Annotated in this window: 22 protein-coding genes; 11 read left to right on the top strand and 11 right to left on the bottom strand. The window is 71.4% G+C overall.

Annotated elements, in window-relative coordinates:
* Nucleotides 1-47: 47 nt before the first annotated feature.
* Nucleotides 48-668 carry a putative glycolipid-binding domain-containing protein gene (locus tag I4J89_RS25665; protein ID WP_196416611.1) on the bottom strand — a complete coding sequence of 207 codons (621 nt, stop codon included), beginning with the start codon at nucleotides 666-668 and terminating at the stop codon, nucleotides 48-50.
* A 145-nt stretch (nucleotides 669-813) separates the two neighbouring features.
* Here I4J89_RS25665 and I4J89_RS25660 point away from each other — a divergent pair, with 145 nt between their 5' ends.
* Nucleotides 814-1,803 (top strand): serine hydrolase domain-containing protein, encoded by a 990-nt coding sequence (locus I4J89_RS25660; RefSeq protein ID WP_196416610.1) that lies wholly within the window; start codon nucleotides 814-816, stop codon nucleotides 1,801-1,803.
* On the opposite strand, the gene I4J89_RS25655 is transcribed toward I4J89_RS25660, so the two are convergent.
* Nucleotides 1,792-2,325 (bottom strand): DUF1990 domain-containing protein, encoded by a 534-nt coding sequence (locus I4J89_RS25655; protein ID WP_196416609.1) that lies wholly within the window; start codon nucleotides 2,323-2,325, stop codon nucleotides 1,792-1,794. The genes I4J89_RS25660 and I4J89_RS25655 overlap by 12 nt on opposite strands.
* A 193-nt stretch (nucleotides 2,326-2,518) precedes the next feature.
* On the opposite strand from I4J89_RS25655, the gene I4J89_RS51285 reads away from it, so the two are divergent.
* Complete coding sequence (locus tag I4J89_RS51285) at nucleotides 2,519-4,198, top strand: serine/threonine-protein kinase (RefSeq protein ID WP_196416608.1); 1,680 nt, start codon at nucleotides 2,519-2,521, stop codon at nucleotides 4,196-4,198.
* Entirely contained in the window at nucleotides 4,195-4,737 is a 543-nt protein-coding gene (locus tag I4J89_RS25645; protein ID WP_373688157.1) for a DUF6529 family protein, read from the top strand. Before I4J89_RS51285 ends, I4J89_RS25645 begins: the two co-directional genes overlap by 4 nt.
* 3 nt (nucleotides 4,738-4,740) lie before the next feature.
* On the opposite strand, the gene I4J89_RS25640 is transcribed toward I4J89_RS25645, so the two are convergent.
* Together I4J89_RS25640 and I4J89_RS25635 are read right to left on the bottom strand one after the other, a co-directional pair.
* Nucleotides 4,741-5,457, bottom strand: a complete 717-nt coding sequence (locus tag I4J89_RS25640) for a hypothetical protein (protein WP_196416606.1) — start codon at nucleotides 5,455-5,457, stop codon at nucleotides 4,741-4,743.
* Nucleotides 5,458-5,467: 10 nt separating this feature from the next.
* Complete coding sequence (locus I4J89_RS25635; protein ID WP_196416605.1) at nucleotides 5,468-6,478, bottom strand: DMT family transporter; 1,011 nt, start codon at nucleotides 6,476-6,478, stop codon at nucleotides 5,468-5,470.
* Between the two features lie 72 nt (nucleotides 6,479-6,550).
* Here I4J89_RS25635 and I4J89_RS25630 point away from each other — a divergent pair, with 72 nt between their 5' ends.
* The 3 genes from I4J89_RS25630 to I4J89_RS25620 all read left to right on the top strand — a co-directional run bounded on the left by I4J89_RS25630 (nucleotide 6,551) and on the right by I4J89_RS25620 (nucleotide 9,261).
* A complete protein-coding gene (locus tag I4J89_RS25630) occupies nucleotides 6,551-7,471 on the top strand; it encodes a LysR family transcriptional regulator (protein ID WP_196416604.1) in 921 nt (306 codons plus the stop codon).
* A gap of 84 nt (nucleotides 7,472-7,555) precedes the next feature.
* Nucleotides 7,556-8,650, top strand: a complete 1,095-nt coding sequence (locus tag I4J89_RS25625) for an LLM class flavin-dependent oxidoreductase (RefSeq protein WP_196416603.1) — start codon at nucleotides 7,556-7,558, stop codon at nucleotides 8,648-8,650.
* A complete protein-coding gene (locus I4J89_RS25620; protein WP_196416602.1) occupies nucleotides 8,647-9,261 on the top strand; it encodes an FMN reductase in 615 nt (204 codons plus the stop codon). Before I4J89_RS25625 ends, I4J89_RS25620 begins: the two co-directional genes overlap by 4 nt.
* Before the next feature lie 84 nt (nucleotides 9,262-9,345).
* Here the strand turns inward: I4J89_RS25620 and I4J89_RS25615 are convergent, their stop codons facing one another.
* Both I4J89_RS25615 and I4J89_RS25610 read right to left on the bottom strand, forming a co-directional pair.
* Nucleotides 9,346-9,525: a hypothetical protein gene (locus I4J89_RS25615; RefSeq protein ID WP_196416601.1), complete on the bottom strand. Its 180-nt coding sequence runs from the start codon at nucleotides 9,523-9,525 to the stop codon at nucleotides 9,346-9,348.
* On the bottom strand, nucleotides 9,525-9,674 hold the full coding sequence (locus tag I4J89_RS25610; RefSeq protein WP_196416600.1) for a hypothetical protein: 150 nt from the start codon (nucleotides 9,672-9,674) through the stop codon (nucleotides 9,525-9,527). Before I4J89_RS25610 ends, I4J89_RS25615 begins: the two co-directional genes overlap by 1 nt.
* 165 nt (nucleotides 9,675-9,839) lie before the next feature.
* On the opposite strand from I4J89_RS25610, the gene I4J89_RS25605 reads away from it, so the two are divergent.
* A complete protein-coding gene (locus I4J89_RS25605) occupies nucleotides 9,840-10,427 on the top strand; it encodes a hypothetical protein (RefSeq protein WP_196416599.1) in 588 nt (195 codons plus the stop codon).
* A 113-nt stretch (nucleotides 10,428-10,540) separates the two neighbouring features.
* The gene (locus tag I4J89_RS25600; RefSeq protein WP_196416598.1) at nucleotides 10,541-12,040 is read left to right on the top strand and encodes an Nramp family divalent metal transporter; all 1,500 of its coding nucleotides are present in this window, start codon (nucleotides 10,541-10,543) and stop codon (nucleotides 12,038-12,040) included.
* A 528-nt stretch (nucleotides 12,041-12,568) separates the two neighbouring features.
* Here the strand turns inward: I4J89_RS25600 and I4J89_RS25595 are convergent.
* From I4J89_RS25595 to pgi, 5 genes are all read right to left on the bottom strand, one after another.
* Nucleotides 12,569-13,597: an alpha/beta hydrolase-fold protein gene (locus I4J89_RS25595; RefSeq protein ID WP_196416597.1), complete on the bottom strand. Its 1,029-nt coding sequence runs from the start codon at nucleotides 13,595-13,597 to the stop codon at nucleotides 12,569-12,571.
* A gap of 145 nt (nucleotides 13,598-13,742) precedes the next feature.
* Nucleotides 13,743-13,961, bottom strand: coding sequence for a hypothetical protein (locus tag I4J89_RS25590; RefSeq protein ID WP_196416596.1), 219 nt, complete (start codon nucleotides 13,959-13,961; stop codon nucleotides 13,743-13,745).
* A gap of 144 nt (nucleotides 13,962-14,105) precedes the next feature.
* Nucleotides 14,106-15,437, bottom strand: coding sequence for a carbohydrate-binding protein (locus I4J89_RS25585; RefSeq protein ID WP_196416595.1), 1,332 nt, complete (start codon nucleotides 15,435-15,437; stop codon nucleotides 14,106-14,108).
* Nucleotides 15,438-15,497: 60 nt separating this feature from the next.
* Nucleotides 15,498-16,565: a winged helix DNA-binding domain-containing protein gene (locus tag I4J89_RS25580; RefSeq protein ID WP_309238481.1), complete on the bottom strand. Its 1,068-nt coding sequence runs from the start codon at nucleotides 16,563-16,565 to the stop codon at nucleotides 15,498-15,500.
* Between the two features lie 33 nt (nucleotides 16,566-16,598).
* Entirely contained in the window at nucleotides 16,599-18,227 is a 1,629-nt protein-coding gene (pgi, locus tag I4J89_RS25575; protein WP_196416594.1) for a glucose-6-phosphate isomerase, read from the bottom strand.
* A 195-nt stretch (nucleotides 18,228-18,422) separates the two neighbouring features.
* Here pgi and I4J89_RS25570 point away from each other — a divergent pair, with 195 nt between their 5' ends.
* The 3 genes from I4J89_RS25570 to I4J89_RS25560 are packed head-to-tail and all read left to right on the top strand — an operon-like array spanning nucleotide 18,423 to nucleotide 22,581.
* Nucleotides 18,423-19,751 carry an SWIM zinc finger family protein gene (locus I4J89_RS25570; protein WP_196416593.1) on the top strand — a complete coding sequence of 443 codons (1,329 nt, stop codon included), beginning with the start codon at nucleotides 18,423-18,425 and terminating at the stop codon, nucleotides 19,749-19,751.
* Complete coding sequence (locus tag I4J89_RS25565; RefSeq protein ID WP_196416592.1) at nucleotides 19,748-19,903, top strand: hypothetical protein; 156 nt, start codon at nucleotides 19,748-19,750, stop codon at nucleotides 19,901-19,903. The genes I4J89_RS25570 and I4J89_RS25565 overlap by 4 nt, the downstream gene beginning before the upstream one ends.
* Complete coding sequence (locus tag I4J89_RS25560) at nucleotides 19,900-22,581, top strand: DUF7824 domain-containing protein (protein ID WP_196416591.1); 2,682 nt, start codon at nucleotides 19,900-19,902, stop codon at nucleotides 22,579-22,581. The genes I4J89_RS25565 and I4J89_RS25560 overlap by 4 nt, the downstream gene beginning before the upstream one ends.
* The last annotated feature ends 242 nt before the right edge of the window (nucleotides 22,582-22,823 follow it).

The raw sequence follows: 22,823 nt of genomic DNA, 5'->3' as shown, positions 1-22,823 counted from the left end.
GGGCTTCGCGTTGGCTGATCACTGCCATGGCAGTGATCAGCCAGACGTCACCGGACCAGGCGCAGGCGTCCGGCCTGGTAGGCGACCACTCCGGCGGGGTCGAGCTCGTACGTCACGCCCGGGCCGTCACCGGTGACCCGCAGCCGATTGGGGCCGACCAGGTGATAGGTGGCGGTGCCGGTGGCCAGGGTCAGCGACGGCAGCAGCACCCGTACCGACGGGACCGTCACGGCGCCGGCCTCGGCGGTGAGACGAAGCCGGCGTAGCGCCCAGGTCACGAAGATCGGTGAGTCGGCGAGGCGGATCACCGCGTCCGGCGCGATGCCGGGCGGCTCGACCGCACCCGGCGCGGGCATGCCGGCGTCACCCGACTCCTCGGCCCGGCAGGTCCACTCCTCGCCGGTACGCGCCAGCTCGATGCCGCGGCTCCACCCACCACCCCGGCAGGTGACGCTGAGCTCCCGGACTACCCCGTCGCTCTCGAACCCGGCGCGCCACTCCATCGCGTACGGCGTGGCACCGTGCACGACGGCCGTGCCGCTGCCGCACGGAAAGACCAGTTCGGTGCCGACCACGTCGGTACGCTGCCAGGCCATTGGCCCGGACGGCAGGGTCTCGAGCCGGTCCGCCGGGCCGGTACCGGCCCGGCCGACCAAGGTCTCGGACATCTTCGGCCTCCTTTGCCGCCGTGCCGGATTCCCATCGTGGCATCCGGCGAACAAGGATGCCGACAATACGCCCGATAGGGGCAGGCCGGTCACCCCTTTATCCCCGGGTTTCGACCCGTTGTGCCGGACGCCCATGATGGAGGGCATGAACGATCTTGAACAGCTGACCCGGGCCACCGTGACAAAGCTGGCCGCGAAGCGCAACGGGGTCGTGGTCGCCGCGATCGCCGGCGACACCGTCGAGATCCAGGGCAGCGGCGGGCTCGGCGCGGACACCCGCTTCGAGATCGGGTCGATCACCAAGGTCTTCACGGCACTCGCCCTCGCCAAGCTCACCGTCGCCGGCGTGACCAGCCTCGACGAGCCGCTGCGCGATCTGCTGCCGGCCGGCACGACGGTGCCGACCCGCGACGGCCAGGAGATCACCCTGCGGCATCTGGCCACCCACACCTCGGGGCTGTCGCGCCTGCCCACCGGCATGCTGCTGGGCGCGATCCTGCGGCCGCGCCAGCCGGACCCGTACGCGCACTGCACGCGCGAATACCTGCTCGGCGCGCTGGGCCGCGCCAAGCTCGGCGCGGCGCCCGGGCGCCGCTTCCGCTACTCCAACTTCGGCGCCGGCCTGCTCGGCCTCGCGCTCGCCAACCGCGCCGGCCTGAGCTACGACGCGCTCATCAGCCGCGAGATCAGCACGCCGCTGGGTTTGCTCGGTACGAGCACCGGAGGCGACACCACTCAGGGCCACCGGGCGAACGGCCGTCCCGAGGCACCCTGGCAGCTCGTCGACCTGGCCGGCGCCGGCGGCCTCCGGTCGACCCCCGCCGACGTGGTCACCTTCGTCCGGGCGCACCTGTCCCCCGGCGGCGAGCTGGCCCCGGCCATCCGGCTGGCCGCGGAGACCGAGCACCGGGTGAACCCGTTCCTGACCGTCCGGCTCGGCTGGATGGCCCAGCGTCTGCACGCCAAGCAGGGCGGCCATCTCCAGGTCTTCCACAACGGCGGTACCGGCGGGTTCTCCTCGATCGCCGCCTACGACCCGGACACGAACGTCGGCGTGGTGGCACTCAGCGACACCCAGCGTTCCGTCGACGCCCCCGCGTTCGAGCTGCTCAAGGCCCTCCAGTCAGGGGCGTGACAGCCGGCGCAGCGCGGACACGTAACGGTTCGTCGCGATCTCCTGGACCAGGACGCCCACCGGCCCACCGGCCCGGGCCAGCAGCGTGGCCGGGCGGGAGAACGCGGTGATCCGGAACCGGACCTGGCCGGACGCGGTCAGCTGCACGGCGAAGGCCTCCTCGCCGCGCTCCGGATGTCCCGGCAGGGTGCCGTAGGCGAACCCGCGCAGCCGGGGCTGCTCCAGGCAGTACACGACCCGGCACGGGATCTTCAGGCTCAGCGGTCCCCAGCCGAGCCGCAACAGCACCTGTGCGCCCGGCACGGCCTCCGCCGCCGAGCCGGGCGCCACCGCGAGCCCCGCCGCCCGGTGCATCCGCCAGCTCATCAGGGCCGCCGTGGCCCGCTCGAACACCGCCGCACCCTCGCCGATCACGACGTCACGCCGTACATGCCGGTAGCCCGCCGGCAGCGGCGCGTCGCGGGTGGCGCCGACCTCCGGGTATGTGAGACCGAGGTTCGTCGGCGCGGGTGATCGATCCATCTCGCGATTGTCCAGCACCGTCCTGGGAGATCCCCGTAGATCGACAATCGCCATCGTCTAATTGGCAGGCGATTGCGATGATAGGCGGGTGGTGCCGACAATGGCAGTCCGAGAGCATGAATTGGATCAATTGCGCGAGCAATTCCGAAACATCATGACCGCCGGCGGATAAAGATCATCGAGAGGTACGGGGATGGCCGCTGAGGAGCCGCTCGGCCGTGGATATCTGCTGCACGAGGAGATCGGCCGCGGCGCTGTCGCGGTCGTCCGGCGGGCCACCAGCCGAGACGGCGGGCCACCTCTCGCCGCGAAGCTGCTGCGCCCGGAGTACGCGGCCGACCGCCGCGTCCGCGAGCTGTTCCTCCGCGAGGAGGCGGCCCTGCGCGACCTCGACCACCCGTCCGTCGTCCGGCTGCGTGACCTGATCGTCGAGGGCGGCACGCTGGCGCTGGTGATGGAGCTCGTGGACGGGCCGAACCTGCGGCGCTACCTGTCGTACCGGGACGGGCGCCTCGATCCCGCCGAAGCCACCGCGATCACCGCCCAGGCCGCCGCCGCGCTCGCCGCGGCCCACGCGCAGGGCATCGTCCATCTCGACCTCAAACCGGAGAACGTGCTGGTGGCGCGGGGCTCCGTGCCGCCCTCGGTGCGCATCACCGACTTCGGTGTGGCGGTGCTGCTGCACGACGCCGACAAGGGCGCGGTCGGCGGGACGCCCGGCTACACGGCCCCGGAGATCTTCACCGGTGCGGCACCCACGGCGACGGCGGACGTGTGGTCGCTCGGGGTGTTGCTGGTGGAGATGGTCACCGGCAACCCGCGCGGCAACCCGGAAGAGCTGCCCGCGCCGTTGAACGCGGTGGCCCGCGACTGTCTCGCGGCGGACCCCCGGTACCGGCCACCGGCACGCCGGGTCGCCGCCTACCTGCACCAGCTCATCGCCGGACTCTCCGTCTCTCCTGCGCCCGGCACGCCAAGTCCTGCCCCAGTCGATGCGCCCCAGCCGGCTGCTCCCGCGCCCGGCACGCCCTATCCGGGCCGCCCGACCGCCCAGAACCTGGCGCACTGGGCCGGGCAGCTACCCGAGGGCGGGCAACGCGAGACCCGCCTGCGCCCAGGGTTCACCCCGCCCGCCCCACCGCGGGCGACCCCGCCACCTCGGCGCAAGGCCCGCTGGCGGCGCGGTCCGCTGCTCACGCTCGGCGCGGCCGCGCTGGTCGCGGCCGTCCTGGCCGGCCTCAACATGACCGCGTCGGCCGGCGAACGCCAGTTCCAGGCGGTCCAGCAGGTGAGCCTGCCGCCGCCGGTGACCCCGCGGACCGGCACCGTGGCGCCACCGGCGTCGCTGCCGCCGACCACGAAACTGGCGGCGCCACCGGCCAGCGCGGTGGAGGATCTGCGGGTCACCCTGGCCGGCGAGGTCGAGGACGACGCCGGGACCCTGGCCGTCTCGATCCGGGACGGGCGTGCCATCGCGTACGTCTGCGACGGCGACCGGGTCGAGGCCTGGCTCCAGGGCACCGCCAGCGCCGGGGCACTGGAGCTCAAGGGCAAGAACGGCAGCCGGCTCACCGGGACGTTCGACGCCGAGCGCGCCCAGGGACGGATTACCGTCGAGGACGAGACCCACGACTTCCGGCTCGGCACGGTCCGCAAGCCGTCCGGCCTCTACCGCCTCGCCACCCGGGTCCGCGGCGCCCAGCTCAACGGCGGGTGGATCGTGCTGCCGGACGGACGGCAGGTGGGCGTGCTCACCGAGAACGGCGTGCCGGCCCCCGCACCGCGGCTCGACGTCGCGAGCCGGACCGCCACGGTGGAGGGCACGACGGTCACCGCCACCACCATCGACGCCGACAGCGGCGAGGGATTCTGACCGTGGACGCCGGCGCCCTGGGGCGGCCCCGAGTGTGGCTGCCCGTGGTCGCCGGCGTCGGTGTCGCGGTCGCCCTCGGCGTCTACGGCCGGTTGCACGACCCGGCCGGCACCTCCGGGTTCGCCGCGTTCCTGCGGTTGCAGGACACCAAGGTGTGGCTGGCCACCACGGTCGCCGTCCTGGCCGTCGTGCAGCTGGTCTCGGCCCTGACCCTGTACGGCAAGCTGCCCTCCACCGGCTGGACCCCGGCCCTGCACCGGTGGAGCGGCCGGCTCGCCGTGCTGGTGTCCCTGCCGGTCGCCGTGCACTGCCTGTACGCGCTCGGCTTCCGCGGCGACAACCCGCGCGCGCTGGCCCACTCGCTGCTCGGCTGCCTGTTCTACGGCGCGTTCGTCGCCAAGATGCTGCTGTTGAGCCGCCCCGGCGAGGGGCGCGCCTGGGCGCTCCCGCTCGCCGGAGGGCTGGTCCTGACTGCCGTGGCCGGACTGTGGCTGACCTCGTCGTTCTGGTTCTTCACCACGATCGGCCCGGGCTGGTAGCCGTCACTCGGGTTCGGCCACGCCCAGCGACATGTACAGCACCACGCCGTCCTCGACCTCGAACCGCATCGTCCACCCGGAGTGCCCCTCGACCGCCAGCTCGTAGAAGTTCTCGTCGATCTCCTGAAGCTTCGGGTACGCCGACTTCAGCTCGGCCAGCTGCGAACCGCGCTTGATCCCGGCCTCGGTGGCCGCGCTCTCCGGCGCCGCGATGGAGACCAGCTTGCCGCCCGCGAAGCTGGCGCCGCCCGCCTCCATGTAGGCGATCAGCCGGTCCGAGATCCGCTGAGCCGACTTGGCATACGCCTCGGCGGCAGCGGCGTCGCCCGCCGCGGAGTCACCGAACCCTCCCTCGTCGGCCTTCACCACGTCCTTCTCGATCTTGTCGTCCGCGGCCATCCGGCTCGGGTCCGGCTTCGGCCCGCCGGTGAACGAGTAGACGTTCTTCCCCAGCACCGTCGACACCGGCTCGGTCTGGAGGTCTCCGGTGGCGAGCGCCTCGCTCTCCGACATGGTGATCTTCAGTTTGCCGAACCCGTCCGGCCCGAAGTGGGCGGCCGCTGCCGCCGCCGAGCTCGACGTGGCCTGCGGACCGCCGGCGTTCTCCGAACCCTTGTCGGAGTCCGAGGTACAGGCGGTGAGCAGGCCGGCCACCAGGGCGAGCGCGCCGGCGGCCGTACGGAATCGGTAGTTATTGTGTCGGTTGTCCCCGTGATGCATGGCGGCCAGCCTAGTGAGATCGACCAAATTGATCTTCCCGCCCCTCCCGGCGCGTCTGCGCCGCCGGGACCGTCCCGACCAGCACGGACACCTCCGGTTCGGGGTTCGGTAGCGCGGGTGATCCGTCGCCGGATCGTGATCTCGCGCGGTGCCGGGTCTCCACGCGCAGGCCGAAGTGGGTGCCGGCGAGGACCAGGGCGATGCCGAGGACGGTGGTCGCGCTCAGCTGTTCGCCGCCGAGTCCCACGCCGATCAGGACCGCCCACACCGGCTCCGTGCCGAGCAGCAGGCTGGCCCGTGAGGCGGAGGTGCGGCGTACCGCCCAGAGCTGCACCAGGAACGCGAAGAGGCTGCACCCGAGTGCCAGGTAGAGGACGCCCAGCCACTCCGCGGGGCCGAACGCGTGCACCGCGCCGGCCAGAACCGGCGCCGCGGCCGCGGTGAACACGACCGCTCCCACCACGGTCTGCACCGCGGTGAGCGTGACCGTGTCGTACGCCCGGTTCCGGGTCAGGTGGCCGGAGAGGGTGACGTGCGCGGCGCGTACCACCGCCGCGGCCAGCATCAGCGCGTCGCCGGCTGTCGGCGCCCGCAGGCCGGGCCCGGCCACCAGCAGCACCACGCCGCCGAACGCCACCGCCGCGGCCAGGAAGAACCGTCCGGGCAGCGGGCGCCGGCCGATCGCACCCTCCAGGGCCGGGGTGAGCAGGATGGTCAGGCTGATCAGCACACCGGCGTTCGTCGCGCTGGTGAGCGACACCCCGTACGTCTCCAGCACCAGCACCGCCGCCTGGGTGAGGCCGAGCAGCGTGCCCACCCCGAGTTCGCGCCGGCTCGGCCGGGCCGGCCGGCGGGCCGCCACGACCGGGACCATCGCGACGGCCGAGACCAGGAAGCGCAGAGCGAGCACGGCGAGCACCCCGCCGACCACGACCAGGCTCTTCGCGGCCAGGTAGCTGCTTCCCCAGATCACCGCCACCGCCAGCAGCAGCAGATCGCCCCGGCTCCGCAATATCGACATGGGGCCAGCCTTGGCCGTGCCGATGATGTAGACAAGACAGCAACCTCTGAATCAACGATGTAGTGAGGCCTTATGGATCTGCATCACCTGCGACTCCTGCGCGAACTCGGCGACCGGGGCAGCGTCGCGGCGGTCGCCCGCGCCCTGCACATCACCCCGTCAGCGGTGTCCCAGCAGTTGAAGGCGTTGCAGCGGTCCGCGCGGGTGCCACTGACCGAACTACGGGGCCGCCGCCTCGCGCTCACCGACGCCGGCCGGGCCCTCGCCGGCGTCGCGATCGAGGTGTCGACCGCCCTGGATCGGGCGAATCGGATCGTCGATGCCTACCTCGACGACCCGGGCGTACCCGTCACCGTGTCCGCCTTCCACAGCGCCGGGCTGACCTACTTCCCGCCGCTGCTCCGGCACCTGGCGTCCACCGGCGGCCCGCCGGTCCGCTGCTCCGACGCCGACGTGGCGCACGCCGACTTCCCCGGCCTGGTCGCCGACTACGACCTGGTCCTGGCGCACCGGCTGGCGCACAGCCCACCCTGGCCGGCCGACCGGGTCACCGTCGTCCCGCTGGTGCACGAACCGCTCCACGTCGCCATGCCCGCCACCCATCCGCTCGCCGCGAAGTCCCAGGTCACCGCGGCCGACGTCAGCACCGAACCGTGGATCAGCGTGCACGACGGATTCCCCCTGGAGGGCATCCTCACGGCGATCGCCGCTGCGGCCGGGCGACCGCTCGCCATCACCCACCGGATCAACGAGTTCACCGTCGCCGCCTCCGTCGTCGCCGCGGGCGCCGCGCTCGCGCTGCTGCCGGTCTACACGACCGTGCCCAGCCCGGGCATCGTCCTCCGGCCGCTGGCCGACCTGCGCGCCGGCCGCTACATCGACGTGCTCACCCGCCCGGAGAACCTGCACCGGGCAGCGGTCCGCACCGTCCTGGACAGTCTCCGCCGGATCGCGACGGCCGGTGTGACCCCCGCCGCAGCACAACTTCTTTGAATCTGAAATAGTTTCCCCGTCAAGGAAGTTGTGCAGGGCAGTCCGGGACGTCAGAGCCCCGGCCGGATAGTCCAGGAGCGGGTCATGCAGTTCGGCATCTTCAGCGTCAGCGACATCACCACCGACCCCACCACCGGCCGGACCCCGACCGAGGCCGAGCGCATCAAGAACATCGTCACCATCGCGAAGCACGCGGAGGAGGCCGGTCTCGACGTCTTCGCGCTCGGCGAGCACCACAACGAGCCGTTCTTCTCGTCCTCGCCGACCACCACGCTCGCGTACATCGCCGCGCAGACCAGCACGCTGCAGCTCAGCACCGCGACCACGCTGATCACCACCAACGACCCGGTGAAGATCGCCGAGGACTTCGCGATGCTCCAGCACCTCGCCGACGGCCGCGTCGACCTGATGCTCGGCCGCGGCAACACCGGCCCGGTCTACCCGTGGTTCGGCAAGGACATCCGCGCCGGCATCCCGCTGGCGATCGAGAACTACTCGCTGCTGCACAAGCTGTGGCGTGAGCACGTCGTCGACTGGCAGGGCAAGTTCCGCACCCCGCTGCAGAGCTTCACCTCCACGCCGCGCCCGCTCGACGAAATCCCGCCGTTCGTCTGGCACGGCTCGATCCGCAGCCCGGAGATCGCCGAGCAGGCCGCCTACTACGGCGACGGCTTCTTCGCGAACCACATCTTCTGGCCGGCCTCGCACACCCAGCGCATGGTCCAGCTCTACCGCCAGCGCTTCGAGCACTACGGCCACGGCTCCGCCGACCAGGCCATCGTCGGGCTCGGCGGCCAGGTGTTCATGCGCAAGAACAGCCAGGACGCGGTCAACGAATTCCGCCCGTACTTCGACAACGCCCCGGTCTACGGCCACGGCCCGTCCCTCGAGGACTTCACCCGGGAGACCCCGCTGACCGTCGGCAGCCCGCAGCAGGTCATCGACCGTACCCTCGGCTTCCGTGACTACGTCGGCGACTACCAGCGCCAGCTGTTCCTGATGGACCACGCCGGCCTGCCGCTCAAGACCGTCCTCGAGCAGCTCGACCTGCTCGGCGCCGAGGTCGTCCCGGTCCTGCGCAAGGAGTTCGCCGCGCTGAAGCCGGCCCACGTGCCGGACGCGCCGACCCACCGGTCCCTGCTGGCGTCGAAGAACATCAAGGAAGAGGTCCAGGCATGAAACAGCGCAAGCTCGTCGTCATCAGCGCGGGCCTGAGCCAGCCGTCCTCGACCCGCCTGCTCGCGGACCAGCTGTCCGCGGCGGCGGGCCGGGCCGCCGCCCAGCTCGGCGTCACCCTGGATGCCCAGGTCATCGAACTGCGCGACCTGGCCCACGAGATCACCGACCACATGCTGACCGGCTTCCCGCCGGCATCGTTGAAGCAGGCCCAGGAGGCGGTCACCGCCGCTGACGGCCTGATCGTGGTCACCCCGGTGTTCAGCGCCGGCTACAGCGGCCTGTTCAAGTCCTTCTTCGACGTCCTGGACAACGACGCCCTGGTGGACAAGCCGGTCCTGCTGGCGGCCACCGCCGGCACGGCACGCCACTCGCTGGTCCTGGAACACGCACTGCGCCCGCTGTTTTCGTACCTGCGGGCCGCGATCATCCCGACCGGCGTCTTCGCCGCCAGCGACGACTGGGGCGCCAACTCCGTCGAGGGCCCGCTGCGCGGCCGCATCGACCGCGCCGCGGCCGAGCTGGCCCGCGAGATCGACCGCCGCGAGCCGGTCACGGTGACGGACCCCTTCGCGCTCACGGCCAGCTTCGAAGACCTGATGAAAAACCTTTAGGCGTACGCCCACGCAAAGTCCCCGAACACTCCGCGGCGGCCCGGGCACGACCCCGGGCCGCAGCGCCGTTTCCGGGCTGATGCGTCAGACCGCTGCCAGATTCAACGCCTGGGTTTGCAGGACGTCGTCATGGCGAGCGATCTCCTCGCCGTCGCGGTAGACGGTCACCCCGTCGCGCCACGCGCAGTACGTCACGCGCTCGTAGCGGGTGACACGGTCGTCATGATGGCGGACCTCCAGCACGTCCGCTGCCGTCGCGGCCATCAGGCGGCCTCCCGTCCCCGGGCCTGCGCGGTGCGCGCCCAGTCCGCGAAGTCGTAGTTGGCGCGGGCGTCGGTGTAGGGCCAGGCCTCCCGCAGCGCCGTGTCGCGAATGGCCCGCTGTTCGGCGCTGCCGCGTTTGCGCTGTCGCATGTCGCTGTCCTTCCGCGATGGGTGCGGGGCGAGCCCGCACCCTCACGTTGGAGTACGCCGAGCGGGCCACGGCGGCTCGACGATGTGAGACGGCTCAAATCCGGGAGACGGTTTGGCACACTCCCAGCATCGACGCGGCCACGCAGCGTTGACGAAAGTGGTCAGGTGAGCACTCCCCGGGCCCGGAGGCTTCTCGCCGTCGCGCTTCTGCTCTGCTGCGGCCTGGCGGGCGTCGCCACGCTCCCGGGCGTCCGCTCTCCAGCCGCGACCGACGTCGCTCCAGGCGTCGCGGCCGACGGTCCACACGTCGCGGCCAACGCTGCAGGCGTCGCGGCCCGCGCTCCAGGCCTCCCGGCCCACGCTCCAGGCGCCGCGGCCCGGGCTCCAGGCCTCGCCGCCCACGCCCCAGGTGCCGCGGCCCAGGCCCCAGGCCTCGCCGCCCACGCCCCAGGCCTCGCCGCCCACGCCCCAGGCCTCGCCGCCCACGCCCCAGGCCTCGCCGCCCACGGTCCAGGCGCCACGTTGCACGCTCCACGCGTCGCAGCCCGCGCTCCAGGCGCCGCGGCCCGCGGTCCACGCGTCGCGGCCCAGAAGGGCGCCCGGATCGGACGCCGGTGTGCACCGAACGGGGCGATCGGCCGCACCGAGCAGAACGTGCTGGTGATCTGCGGACCCGACCGCCAGGGCCGGGACCGCTGGCGGCCGATGACCCCGGCCACCGTGCGCCTGCTCGCTTCCCGCAGCCGGGACTAATTGACTGATGTCGATCAGATTTCCAGATCACGCACCGAATCGCGGACCGCCTTGCCGCGCCGCAAGGGGAGGGCCAGATTGAGGGCTCGGGGTTCCCACCGAGGAGGCGCCGCATGGATCAGGAAACCGCCGCCCGCTCGTACCCGCTCGGTCGCAGCCGCCCGGACCTGGCGCTCGACGACCTGCCCGAGCCGGAGCAGGTCTTCAAGATCGACCGAATCGGCCCCCGCCAGCTGTTCATGTACGTGGTCGGCCCCAGCCTCATCGCACTCGGCATCTCGATCGGCAGCGGCGAGTGGCTGCTCGGCCCACAGGCCGTCGGCCAGTACGGTTTCGTCGGCGTCGGCTGGGTCATCCTGGTCTCCGCGGTGCTGCAGACCTTCTACAACGTCGAGTGCTCCCGGTACGTACTGGCCACCGGCGAGACCCCGGTGGTCGGCTGGGGCCGGGTGCCGCCCGGCTACCTGCTCTGGGTGCCGCTCTCGGTCTTCATCGTGATCTTCGCGTTCATCGCCGGCGGCTGGGCCGCGTCCGCCGGCCAGGGCATGTACGCGCTGGTGCACGGTGAGATCGCTCCCGCCGGCGCCGAAGAGCCCCGGCTGTGGGCGATCGCCCTGCTCATCGTGGTGTTCCTGCTGACCGCGTTCGCCCGGCGGATCAGCCGCACCCTGGAGCTGGCCAACTGGCTGATGGTCGGCACGATCCTGATCGCTCTGATCCTGATCGACCTGTTCGTGGTGCCGTGGAACGTGTGGTGGGAGGGCATCCGCGGGTTCGTCACCCCCGCTGCCCCGCCGAAAGGCATCACCGCGACCCAGCTCGGCGGCCTGGCCGGCTTCACCGCCCTGGCGTCCGGCCTGAACTGGTACGTGATGGGCCACTACCGCGACAAGGGTTACGGGATGGGCTACCGGACCGGCTTCATCTCCGGCATGCGCGGCACCCAGCAGAAGATGCTGGACGTCGGGGTGACCTTCCCCGACGACGCGGCCAACCAGAGCCGCTGGCGCCGCTGGTACCGCCTGCTGCTGGTCGACATGTGGGGCGTCTTCTTCATCGGCGCCATGATCGGCATGCTGCTGCCGACCATCCTGATGGCACACGCGGTGGAGGTCTCCGGCACCCGGCCCACCACCGCCGACGTGCCCACCTTCGTCGCCTCCGTGCTGGACGCCGAGTACGGCCGCGGCATGTTCTACATCGCGCTGATCCTGGGTGTGCTGATCCTGTTCAGCACCCAGCTCGGCATCTTCGAGGCGATGGTCCGCGTGACCACCGACGCCGGCCACGCCACCAGCCCGAAGCTGCGCGCGCTGATCGAGGGCGACCCGCGCCGGTTCTACTTCCCGTTCATGCTGTTCCTGCTGGTAGTGATCTCGGTGATCCTGCACCTGGCGCTCCCGGTGAACCTGGTCCAGTGGTCCGCGAACATGTCCAACCTGGGCGCGCTGATCTACCCGTTCATGCTGATGTACCTGAACAGCAAGCTGCCGAAACCGGCCCGCCCCCGCCCATGGCACTACGTACTCCTGGCGGCGAACGTACTGTTCTTCGGCTTCTTCTTCATCAACTTCATCGCCGACTTCTTCGGCGACCCGCTGGTCACCTTCTAGCACCTTCGCGGTCAGGGTCTTATCCAGCCCAACGTGGGTGCTGTCTGGTGGCCGCTGAGACAGCGTTGAGCGTGGGCCAAGCCACGCCGGCCACCCCGACTCGGCCCGCCCGCTCATGCGCACCACGCCCGCCGTTCCCACCCCGGCCCACTCGTCCCACCGCCGACGCCGACGATCCCCGCCACGGCTGACCCGTCGCTCACTCCACCCCGCCATCCCTCACCCGGCGCGCCCTTCCCTCACCCGACGCCGACCATCCCGACTCCGGCCATCCCATTCGCTCACCCCCCGCCCGCCATCCCCACCCCTGCTGCCCCCTTCGCTCACTCCACGCCCGCCACCTCCACTGCGGCTGACCCCCCGCTTCCTCCACGGCGGCCATCCTCACCCCGGCTAACCCCCCTCGCTCACCCCACGCCGCCATCTCCACCCGGCTGACCCGTCGCTCACCCCACCGGTCCCGTCGCCACCCCCGGCTGACCCCTCGCTCACCCCACGCCCGCCATCCCGTTCCGGCGTGCCGTTTCCTCAGTCGCGGCGCAGCCGTTCGGAGAGCCAGGCCACGGCGAGGGGGTAGCGGTAGTCGATGCCGCCGTGCTTGCCGGGGAAGAGCTCGAAGGCGATCTTCTCGTCCGGGACGCCGATCCGCTTCAGGCCGTCCTTGAAGGCCTCGGCGCCCAGGTCGAGGAACCATTCGTCGCTGGTTCCGGCGTCGATCCAGGCCGCGCGCAGGGAACGCAGCGCGTCCGCGTACCGATCGATCATGCGGATCGGGTCCCAGGCCAGCCACCTCTCCCAGATCTCCGGGATCAGCTGGCCGGAGCGCGGGTCGAAGGGCAGCCGCGGCGTACCGTCCTCGTCGGCGGAGAAGGCGGCCGTGCAGCCGAGCAGCAGCACGAGCGACATGTCCTCCTCCTTGGTGAAGGCGACCCGCGACCGGAAGTCCTTCCACCAGGCCTGGATGTCGTGGTCGTAGGCGCGCAGCGACCGCACCGCCTTGGCGAAGTCGTTGAGGTACATGTAGTCGTAGAGCGCGTCACCGGCGTGCGTGGCGAGCGCGCCGAACAGGTCCGGCCGCAGCATCGGGGTGATCATCGCGCCGAACCCGCCGGACGACTTGCCGGAGATGGCCCGCGACTCGCGGTCGGCGATGGTCCGGAAGTGGGCGTCCACCCAGGGCACTACCTCGTCGCAGAGGTACGAGTGATACTTCCCGGTGCCCGGCGAGTCGACGAACTGGGAGCCACCGTAGGCGGTCCAGGCGTCCACGAGGACGAGGATGCAGCCCGGCGCCCGCTCCTCGGCGAAGAGCCGGTCCGTGTTCTCGATGAACGAGTCCCGGAACGGCTGCTTGTTGGCCCACATCGTGACCTGGCCGGAGTAGCCCTGAATCACGTAGATGCTCGGGTAGCGGGTGTCGCCCTGCTCGTAGCCGGGCGGCGTGTAGACCCAGAGCGGCCGGACGTGCGGATCTCCGAGCGGGTTGTCCCGCAGCAGCGCCGAGTCGATGCTCTCCTGGTGCAGGGTCCCGGCGAGTTCACTTGTCCATATCGACATGAGGCCGAGTCAACTATCTTTTCCCGACGCCCGCACCCCGGATGGCTCGGCCGGGCAGCCGCGGCCTGCGAACGCCCGCCGGTCAGCGCACCGGCATCCAGCACGGCCGTGCACTTCGGCGTGTCGTGCTTGTCGGCACCGCAGATCACGCCGGGCGCGGTGCCGGGCAGTCGCACCAGGCGGTGGCCGGGATCGTGGTGGCGGCGGCCCGATCGCCGCCGCGGCTGACGACGATGAGCCGGTCGCGGGCCAGCGGCGCCGGCTCCTCGTTCACGCGGGCGAGGAGCCCCTCGGAACCGGTGCACCACGATATGCGCTCCGGGTGGGTACCGATCTCACCACCGGTGGCCGGGTCGGCGAACACGTCGCCCCGCTCCGGTCCAAATGTTCGAACCGGCCACAGTTCGCTCCCGCCAGAACCGGTAGTCGCAGCGACGTTCGTAGATCGACATCGTCCCGTGCCGGCCGCCTCAGGGACGGTCCTGGGCGGCCGGCACAGGACCACGCGTCAGCGACCCTGCAGGGCCTTGACGTTGTCGCCGAAGGTCCAGTTCTTCGAGCCGTCCCAGTTGATCGACCAGGTCATCAGGCCCTTGATGCCGGGGACGCTGTTCCAGGCCTGGGTGACCAGCGACGGGGCCATGTAGCCGCCGCCCGCCCCGGACTGCGCCGGCAGGCCCGGGACCTGCTTGTCGTAGGGGATGCGGATCGTCGTGCCCTGGATGGTCAGGCCGTTGGCGAGGCACTGGGTCTGCACGGTGAAGCCCTGCACGGTGCCGGCCGCATAAGAGTCACCGGAGCACCCGTACATGCTGCCGTTGTAGTACTGCATGTTGAGCCACCAGAGCCGCCCGTTGTCCAGGTACTTCTTGATGATCGGCAGGTAGGAACCCCAGATCGAGCCATAGACGACGCTGCCGCCGGTCACGTACGCCGTCTCCGGCGCCATGGTGAGCCCGAAGTTCGACGGCATCGCGGCGAGCACCCCGTCGATGATCCGGATCAGGTTGGCCTGCGAGGTGGAGAGCGTGTTGATGTTGCCGCTGCCGGTGAGCCCGGTCTCGATGTCGATGTCGATGCCGTCGAAGTTGTAGGCCTTGAGGATCGGCACGATCGTCGCGACGAACCGGTCGGCGACCGCACTGGAGCTCAGGTCGATCCCGGCGGTGGCACCGCCGATGGACATCAGGATGGTGGCACCCTGCGCCTTGGCCGCGCAGATCTCCGCCGCGGTCGGGACCTTGACGCCGGCGTCCATGCCGTTCTCCCAGAGCACGGTCCCGTCGGAGCGGATCACCGGGAAGGCGGCCATCAGTACGTTGTAGCCGTGCGCCGTGATCCGGCTGTCGTTGATCGGGATCCAGCCCATGCCGGGGTGCACGCCGTTGGAGGCGCCGTCCCAGTTCTCCCAGTAGCCCTGGAGCACCTTGCCCGCCGGGCGGCCCTTGATCGCGCAGGCCGGCTGGCTGGTGGACGGCGAGGCCGACGGGGACGTGGACGGCGAGGTGGACGGCGACGCGGAGGGTGACTTCGACGGCGACGGGGAGACGGACGGGGACGGCGAGGTGCCGCCACCGGTGCAGGCGCCGAGGTCGCGCCACAGGGTCGGGGTGGCCGCCGGGTTCCAGCCGGTGCCCGCGTAGGCGGTGTGCGTGACGAGCGCCTGGTACAGCTTGGACTGGTAGGTGACCTGCTGCCCCGCCGTGTAGGTGGGACCCTCGGCCCACACCGTCGACGAGCAGGCGACGGCCGCGGCCCCGGTCGGCGAGAACGCCACCACGGACCCGGTCGCCACCACCACTCCGGCGATCATCGCTATCAACCCGCGTCGAACTCTCATGGCGGCTCCCTGACACAAACGGACGTGTGCCCCACATAGTGGCGTTCACATCCATGAATATCAAGGGTTCTTAACTATTAACGGCAGACCGAGGTAGCCGGCGAATCCTTCCAAGGCCGGCCGGGCGTCGTCGAGGTCGAAGTCGGCGAGCGGGAGCACGGTCACCGTGACCGCCTTCTTGCCCAAGGTCCGTTTCCAGGTCGCCATCACCCGGCCGTCGTGCACCAGGGTGGACTGGAAGACGCCGTTGCCGCCGGGAACGATCTTGGCCAGCTGCTCCTTGGTGGCCATCATCGAGCGGTCCTTGTAGCCCAGCAGGTACTCGTCGAAGCCGGGCAGCGCCCACCACCCGGTCACCGGCCCGGCGTCGAGCGCCTCCGGATCGGCCCACATCTCGACCCCGTCGACATCCACGGCGACCAGGCCGGCGGCCGCGATGCCCGCTCGTGAATCGGTGAGCGTGAGGGTGGTCCAGCCGGCGAAGTCCTTTACCGTGGCCGGTCCGTGTGACCGGAAATAGCGGCGGGCCAGGATCGCCAGGCCCTCCTCACGCGACGGCCGGTTCCGCGTCGGGACCCACTCGTCGAGAAGCACGAACGTCTGCTCCGCTCCGGAATTGGGCGCGATCGCCGTCAACGAGCGCTGTGACGCGTACCAAAGCAGGTGGTAGCCCCGCTGACCGGTCACGTCGAGGCCGCCCTCGGCGAGCGCGCCCAGGCACTCGGATCGCGGCAGTCGCCCGCCGCCGGCCGCCAGGGCGGCGGCGAGAATCTCCATCGCGCGGTTGGCGATCTTCTCGTCCAGGCCCAGGTAGTCCCAGCGTTTGTTGACCGCGGTGAGCTGGCGGACGCCGGTGAGATCGAGCATCCAGTGCGCGTCGGCGGACGGGATGAGGTGGACGGTGCCGCGCATCGGCCAGGTGCGCACCACCTGCCGTTGCTCGGTCTCGGCGACGATCTCGGGCAGCGTGCGTCCGGGCAGGCGGGCGCCCAGCGACCAGAGCACGCTGTTGAGATCCTGTGCCTGCATGGCGCCGAACCACTCGACGATGCCGGGCACGTCGTCGACGGATCTCGCACCCAGGAGCAGGCTGGTCATGCGCAGGCTCAGTGCCGTTCTCACATCCACGGCACTGAGCCTAGAAGCAGGGTCTGACAGAAATCAGCGGCCGCGCTGCGAACGGTAGCGCTTGATCAGGACATTCGTGGAGGAGTCGGCGTCGTCGGCGGGCGCCGCAGCGGAGGTCAGCTTGGGCGCGAGCTGGTTGGCCATCACCTTGCCAAGCTCCACACCCCACTGGTCGAACGAGTTGATCTCCCAGATCACGCCCTGGGTGAAGGTGATGTGCTCGTAGAGCGCCACCAGCTGCCCGAACGTGGCCGGCGTCAGCCGCTCCGCGAGGATCGTCGTGGTCGGGTGGTTGCCCTGCATGACCCGGTGCGTGGCCACCTTCGCGTCGGTGCCCGCGGCCTGCACCTGCTCCAGGGTGCGGCCGAAGGCCAGCGCGCCGGTCTGGGCCAGGAAGTTCGACATGAACAGGTCGTGCATCTCGCCGATGTCGTGGTTCGGCACGCTGAAGCCGATGAAGTCCGCCGGGATCAGCTTCGTGCCCTGGTGGATCAGCTGGTAGAAGGCGTGCTGGCCGTTGGTGCCGGGCTCGCCCCAGAAGACCTCGCCGGTCTGGAAGGTGACCGGGTCGCCGTTGAGCCGCACCGACTTGCCGTTGCTCTCCATGGTCAGCTGCTGGAGGTAGGCGGCGAAGCGGTGCAGGTACTGCGCGTACGGCAGGACGGCGTGCGACTGGGCGCCGAGGAACGTGTCGTACCAGACGTTGAGCAGGCCGAGCAGGGCCGGCACGTTGCGCTCGATCGGCGTGCTGCGGAAGTGCTCGTCGACAGCGTGGTAACCGGCGAGCATGGTCCTGAAATTGTCCGGACCGATCGCGATCATGACGGACAGGCCGACCGCGCTGGGCAGCGAGTAGCGACCGCCCACCCAGTCCCAGAAGCCGAACATGTTATCGGTGTTGATACCGAAGTCGGCGACCTTTTCGGCGTTCGTGCTGACGGCGACGAAGTGCTTGGCCACCGCTGCGTCGTCGGTCAGGGTCTTGAGCAGCCAGGAGCGGGCCTCCTTGGCGTTGGTCAGTGTCTCCTGGGTGGTGAAGGTCTTCGACACGATGATGAACAGCGTCGTCGCCGGGTCGAGGTCCCGCGTCTTCTCGTAGAGGTCGGTCGGGTCGATGTTCGACACGAAACGGCACTCGATGTCGCGCTGGGAGAAGTCCTTCAGTGCCTCGTACGCCATCACCGGGCCCAGGTCGGAGCCGCCGATGCCGATGTTGACGACGGTCTTGATGCGCTGGCCGGTGTGCCCGGTCCACTCGCCGGAGCGGACCTTGTCGGCGAACGCGCCCATCCGGCCCAGGACCTCGTGCACGTCGGCGACCACGTCCTGGCCGTCGACGACCAGGGACGCGTCCCGCGGCAGCCGCAGGGCGGTGTGCAGCACGGCCCGGTCCTCGGTCACGTTGATGTGCTCGCCGGAGAACATCGCGGTGATCTTCTCGCTCAGCTTCGCCCGCTGCGCCAGCGCGAACAGGGCGGTCAGCACCTCGTCGGTGACCAGGTTCTTGCTGTAGTCCACGTACAGGTCGGCGACCTCGGCGGCATATCGCTCGCCGCGCTGCGGGTCACTGCCGAACAGGTCACGCAGGTGCACGGCCGAGAACTTCTCCGCGAGTCCCTGAAGGCTCTGCCATTCGGCGCTGTCGGAAACGTGTTCGCTCATCTCTCCCACTCCGAACCTGGACGTCGCACAAATCGTGGCACGAACCGGTGTCTCGCACCTGCGAACCGGCCCGCACGGACGACTACCCGCGAGGTTAGTCCCACGAACGGCCTAGGCATGCCAGGGGTACCGAATTGTCCCCTGGCGCGAGGTCCCGGTCAGAAATTGTCGTACCTACGTTCTAAGTTCTGCGCCATGGTTTCCGCGGCGTACTCGTATCTGGGCTCGTCCACCCTGGACGGCGACCTCACCCTGCAGACCTCCGGCGGTCCGGCGGCGCACCCCCGCTTCTTCACCGGCTTCCTCACCGATCCCGGCGCCGCGGCGACCGGTCTGCTGGCCGTCGCCGAGGTCGCCCGGACCAGATACTTCCGGCCGGTCAGCCCGGCCAGCCTGGACCCGGTGGTGACCGCCGGCTCGGACCGGCTGCGGTTCGAGTCGTTCTCCGGCTGCTGCGGCGTCTACGCCCGGATGGACGTGCTCCCCGCCGGACTGGATGGTGAGATCGTCGCGCACGGCACCACCAATGTGGACGTCAACCTGCCATTGCAGCGGGCGCTGACCCGGGTCGGGCGGACCGATCCGCTGCACGTCGCGGTCGGCCCCGACGACCTCACCGTGACCACGTTCGACGGTCCGCTGGTCGAGCGGAAGGTGCCGCTGCCGGCCCGCTGGCTGCGCGGCTTCGCCGAGGCGCAGGTGCTGACCGCCCGGTTCGACCCGCGGGCCGAGATCGGCGTGGCCGAGGCGCGGGTGCTGCTCAACCGGCTGCCCGCCAGCGACAGGTCGATCCTCTGGGCGATCCCGGCCGGCCGTTCGCTGCGCTTCACGTCCCGGCCGGTGCCGGGCGCGGTCTGCCTGCCGGGCGCCGGCCGGCTGTCCGCTTTCAAACCCTTCCTTCGGTACGCGAACACGCTGCGGGTGTACGGGCCGCCGGTTGCCGCCGGTAACGGGCCGGTCGCCAGCACCTGGGAGCTGAGCATGCCGGCTCTGCGGCTGTCGCTGACCCTGTCGCCGGAGCCGTACCGCGGGTTCTCCGGCGAGGGCGCGGTGCTGGGGTCGCTGGCCAGTGACGACGCGGCCGACGACGCCGACCTGATCAGCGCCCTGCTCTCCTGGGACCCGACGATCGACGTGGACGCTCTGGTCACCGCCTCCGGTCTGGACGCCCGCCGGGTGCATGACGCGCTCACCCAGCTCGGCACCGCCGGGCGGGTCGGCTACGACGTGGCCGAGGCGGGCTACTTCCACCGCACCCTGCCGTATTCGGCGGACGTGGTGGAAAGGATGAACCCCCGGCTGGCCGGCGCCCGGGCGCTGGTCGCGGAGGGGGCGGTCACCGCCGGGGCGGAGGTGTCGGTGGTGCGCAGCGGCGACGAGACGTACCAGGTCCGCGACGCCGCCTCCTGCACCTGCCCGTGGTGGGCCAAGCACCGCGGTGATCGCGGGCCGTGCAAGCACGCCCTGGCCGTCCAGATGGTCGTGGCCGGCGCCGCCACCGAGGACGCCGAGGTGCCGGCATGACCCTGAGCTGGGAGGTCCTGGACCGGCTGGCCCGCAGCGGCGACCTGGCCGCCGACAGCACGGTGACGCTCGGCCGGGTCGTGCCGGCCCTTGCCGATGCCCACCGGGCGGGCACCTCGAGGCTGCCGGCGGTCACGGAGGGCCGGGCATGAGCGGCACACTCACCTGGCCGGCCGTCGACAGCGCCGCCCGCGCCGGCGACCTCGACGGCATCACCGCCCTACTCTTGTCGGCGACCGAGGCGGAGCGGCTGGCGGCGGCGAAGCCGGTGGAGGCCGGCATCCGGGCCGCCGATCCGGACCTGTGGTGGCGGTCCGACATCAACCCCACCACCGGGTGGGCGCTCGCCGTGATCGGCTGCATGCCGACCGCCGCACGGGCCGCGGCGCTGCTCGGCCGGCGCAACATGCAGATGTGGAACCGGACCGCACCGGACCGGTTCCTGGCCGTCGCCCGGGCCCGGGAGCTCCCCTGGGTCGGTGACCTCGGCGTCCGCCTGGCCGAACGCCTCCCGGCCCGCGACGTCTGGTTCGAGGACTGGCGGTTCGCCGCGGCCCTGCTGCGGGCCGGCGCAGCGGAACCGCCGGCCACCGAGGGCTTCGTCCGGGGCTGGCTCAACCAGTTGCTCCGCACCCAGCGGCAGCCGCCGTCACTGCACCAGCGGCTGCGTGACGACCCGTTCCTGGACCGGCTGCTCCCCGGGGTCTTCGAGATCGACGGTCTCGGCGCCGACGCCGGTGTCGGTCACCTCAGTGCCCGGACCGGACGGTGGGACACCACGCCACGCTTCCCTACCGTCATCGCCGACCTGGTCGCCGAGGGCCGGCTGGACCGCAAGGTGATCCTGGACGCGACAGTGGACCGGCTGGCCCGCGGTGACCGGGTCAACGCCCTGCGCCCGTTCGTGCTGCTGCACGACGCGCTGGCACTCACCGTCGACGAGTTCGCCACGCATACGCCGGACTATGCCCGGCTGCTGCCGGACGCGCCGCCGGTGATCGCCGGTCTGGCTCAGCGCGCACTGCGTACTGTCGACGACGCCGGCCGCCTGGAGATGCGGACCCTCCTCGAGGTCAGCGCCGCCACCCTGCTGCGCACCGAGAAGACGCTGGTGAAGGCACAGCTCTCCTGGCTGGAGCGGGTGGTGCGCCGGGAGCCGGACCGGGCCGGCGAGATCCTGGAGACCGTGGCCGCCGCGTTCGGCCATCCCGCCCTCGACATCCAGGAACGCGCCCTCACCCTGATCGGCCGGCACACGAGCCGTCTCGACCCGGGCACTGTCGCGCGCCTCGCCGACGCCGCCACCGGGCTCGCCGGTGACCTGCCGGCTCGCAGCGCGGAGCTGCTCGGCGTCGCCGCGCCCGAGGAGGAGCCCGCCGCGCTTGCCGAGCTGCCGCCGCTCCCGCCGGTGACCACGGTTCCGCCGCCGATCGCGAGCGCGGCCGAGCTGGCCGAGGAGGTGATGCTTCTGACGTCCGAGGAGACGGGGCTGCGCTGGGAACGGGTGCTGGCCGCCCTGGTGAGCCTGCGCGAGTCGAGCCACACGGCCGATCTGGCGACGGCGCTGGCCCCACTGCTGGACCGCTACCCGCACCACTTCGCGGAGCAGATCTGGTATCAGCAACGCACCGCCTACCTCGGCGACGCGATCCGCGTCGTGACCGGGGTTCGGCGAGGCGGCGGCCTGTGGAACCGGATGATCCGCGCCCTCAAGATCGTCTGGGGCTCCGGCCGGCGTGGTGGTGCCGACTCGCCGTTCGAGCAGAACCCGGAGGGCGTGCTGTCCGCCCGGGTCGCCGAGGTGGCGCTGGAGATCTCCCGTTCCCCGGTTCCGCTGCTGCTCGCCACACCCACCCACGTCAACGGCAGCCTCGACGCCGAGGTGCTGCTGGACCGCCTCGCCCGCCTGGAGGCGGACGGCCGGCGTCCCTGGCCGCTGGACCTCCAGCAGGCCCTGTTGCGTCTCCCCCGCCCGGCCGCGCCCGACCCGGCCCTGGCCGAGCGCGCCGCCGGGCTCACCTCGCCGGCCGGCCTCCAGTTCGCCGCCTGGCTGGCCGAGGGTGGCCTGCCCGATCCGGCCAGCTCCAGGATGGAGCAGTGGGTCGGGGCGAAGTCACCGGGCTCCAGCCGCCCGGACCGGATCCTCGTCGACCTGCGGCCGGCCCGCACCGGTGGGCTCCTGCTGGAGGAGCAGTTGCTCACCCTGAAACGCCCGCGGATCCCCCACCACCTGCCGGCCGACGGCCCCGCCGAGTCCGACATGGTCACCATGGTCCTGCCGCACCACCGCGAGGCCGTCGCGGCGTGGGCGCTGACCGGCCTGGCCTCCCTGGCCGATCGGGACCAGCGCGGCGGCGGACGCCTGCTGCCCCTGCTGGCCGAGTGCACCGGCCCGGTCGGCCCGGCGATGACCCTCGCCCTGGCATACGTACTGGCCGCCCGCCACGAGGCGGACCGGGTGGCCGGGGTGGACGCCTTCCTCACCCTCGCCGCCGGCCCCGAGCCGTTCGCCGCCGCCCTCGGCACCGAACTCGGCCGCCTGTGCGGCCCCGACAGCCAGATCAAACTCACGCGCGTAGTCCCCGCCCTGACCGACGCCCATCGCGCGGGCGCCACCGCCGCGGTGTGGCAGGTGCTGGCGAACGCCCTGCCACTGCTGCTGCCCAAGTCCCCCCGCGGCCTGCCCGACCTCCTGGAACTGGCCACCCAGGCCGCCCGCGCCGTCCAGGCCCGCGCCGACATCCCCGAGCTGACCGCGGTCGCTTCCCGCAGCGGCTCATCCCGGCTGTTCAAGGAGGCGAGGCGCTTGCACAGCATCCTGACCACCTGACACCGCGACCGGGCGGCCTCAGCCTCGGCCGGCCGGCGGCGGCCCCACCAGTCACTCAGCTCTAGAGAGCCTTCGCGGTCACGGTCTTGTCGGCCCAAACCTGGGTGCTGTCTGGCGGCCGTTGAGACAGCAGTGAGCGTGGGCCAAGCAAGATCACCGCCTGGGACCCTGACTACGGAAGCCCTTTAGCTTCGCCCGCCACCTGCCGTCCCGGCGCGGGCCTTGCGGGGGCCTAACGTCGG

It is taken from the genome of Actinoplanes aureus (genome assembly GCF_015704865.1).
Lineage (GTDB): Bacteria > Actinomycetota > Actinomycetes > Mycobacteriales > Micromonosporaceae > Actinoplanes > Actinoplanes aureus.
The sequence above is the reverse complement of the archived record's forward strand: the minus strand, read 5'-3'. Positions and strand labels throughout refer to the sequence as shown.

Bases quoted from the DNA above. Each gene is read 5' to 3' on its own strand.
- I4J89_RS25665 (WP_196416611.1), bottom strand. From the start codon at position 668: ATGTCCGAGACCTTGGTCGGCCGGGCCGGTACCGGCCCGGCGGACCGG.
- I4J89_RS25660 (WP_196416610.1), top strand. From the start codon at position 814: ATGAACGATCTTGAACAGCTGACCCGGGCCACCGTGACAAAGCTGGCC.
- I4J89_RS25655 (WP_196416609.1), bottom strand. From the start codon at position 2,325: ATGGATCGATCACCCGCGCCGACGAACCTCGGTCTCACATACCCGGAG.
- I4J89_RS51285 (WP_196416608.1), top strand. From the start codon at position 2,519: ATGGCCGCTGAGGAGCCGCTCGGCCGTGGATATCTGCTGCACGAGGAG.
- I4J89_RS25640 (WP_196416606.1), bottom strand. From the start codon at position 5,457: ATGCATCACGGGGACAACCGACACAATAACTACCGATTCCGTACGGCC.
- I4J89_RS25635 (WP_196416605.1), bottom strand. From the start codon at position 6,478: ATGTCGATATTGCGGAGCCGGGGCGATCTGCTGCTGCTGGCGGTGGCG.
- I4J89_RS25630 (WP_196416604.1), top strand. From the start codon at position 6,551: ATGGATCTGCATCACCTGCGACTCCTGCGCGAACTCGGCGACCGGGGC.
- I4J89_RS25625 (WP_196416603.1), top strand. From the start codon at position 7,556: ATGCAGTTCGGCATCTTCAGCGTCAGCGACATCACCACCGACCCCACC.
- I4J89_RS25620 (WP_196416602.1), top strand. From the start codon at position 8,647: ATGAAACAGCGCAAGCTCGTCGTCATCAGCGCGGGCCTGAGCCAGCCG.
- I4J89_RS25615 (WP_196416601.1), bottom strand. From the start codon at position 9,525: ATGGCCGCGACGGCAGCGGACGTGCTGGAGGTCCGCCATCATGACGAC.
- I4J89_RS25610 (WP_196416600.1), bottom strand. From the start codon at position 9,674: ATGCGACAGCGCAAACGCGGCAGCGCCGAACAGCGGGCCATTCGCGAC.
- I4J89_RS25600 (WP_196416598.1), top strand. From the start codon at position 10,541: ATGGATCAGGAAACCGCCGCCCGCTCGTACCCGCTCGGTCGCAGCCGC.
- I4J89_RS25595 (WP_196416597.1), bottom strand. From the start codon at position 13,597: ATGTCGATATGGACAAGTGAACTCGCCGGGACCCTGCACCAGGAGAGC.
- I4J89_RS25585 (WP_196416595.1), bottom strand. From the start codon at position 15,437: ATGAGAGTTCGACGCGGGTTGATAGCGATGATCGCCGGAGTGGTGGTG.
- pgi (WP_196416594.1), bottom strand. From the start codon at position 18,227: ATGAGCGAACACGTTTCCGACAGCGCCGAATGGCAGAGCCTTCAGGGA.
- I4J89_RS25570 (WP_196416593.1), top strand. From the start codon at position 18,423: ATGGTTTCCGCGGCGTACTCGTATCTGGGCTCGTCCACCCTGGACGGC.
- I4J89_RS25565 (WP_196416592.1), top strand. From the start codon at position 19,748: ATGACCCTGAGCTGGGAGGTCCTGGACCGGCTGGCCCGCAGCGGCGAC.
- I4J89_RS25560 (WP_196416591.1), top strand. From the start codon at position 19,900: ATGAGCGGCACACTCACCTGGCCGGCCGTCGACAGCGCCGCCCGCGCC.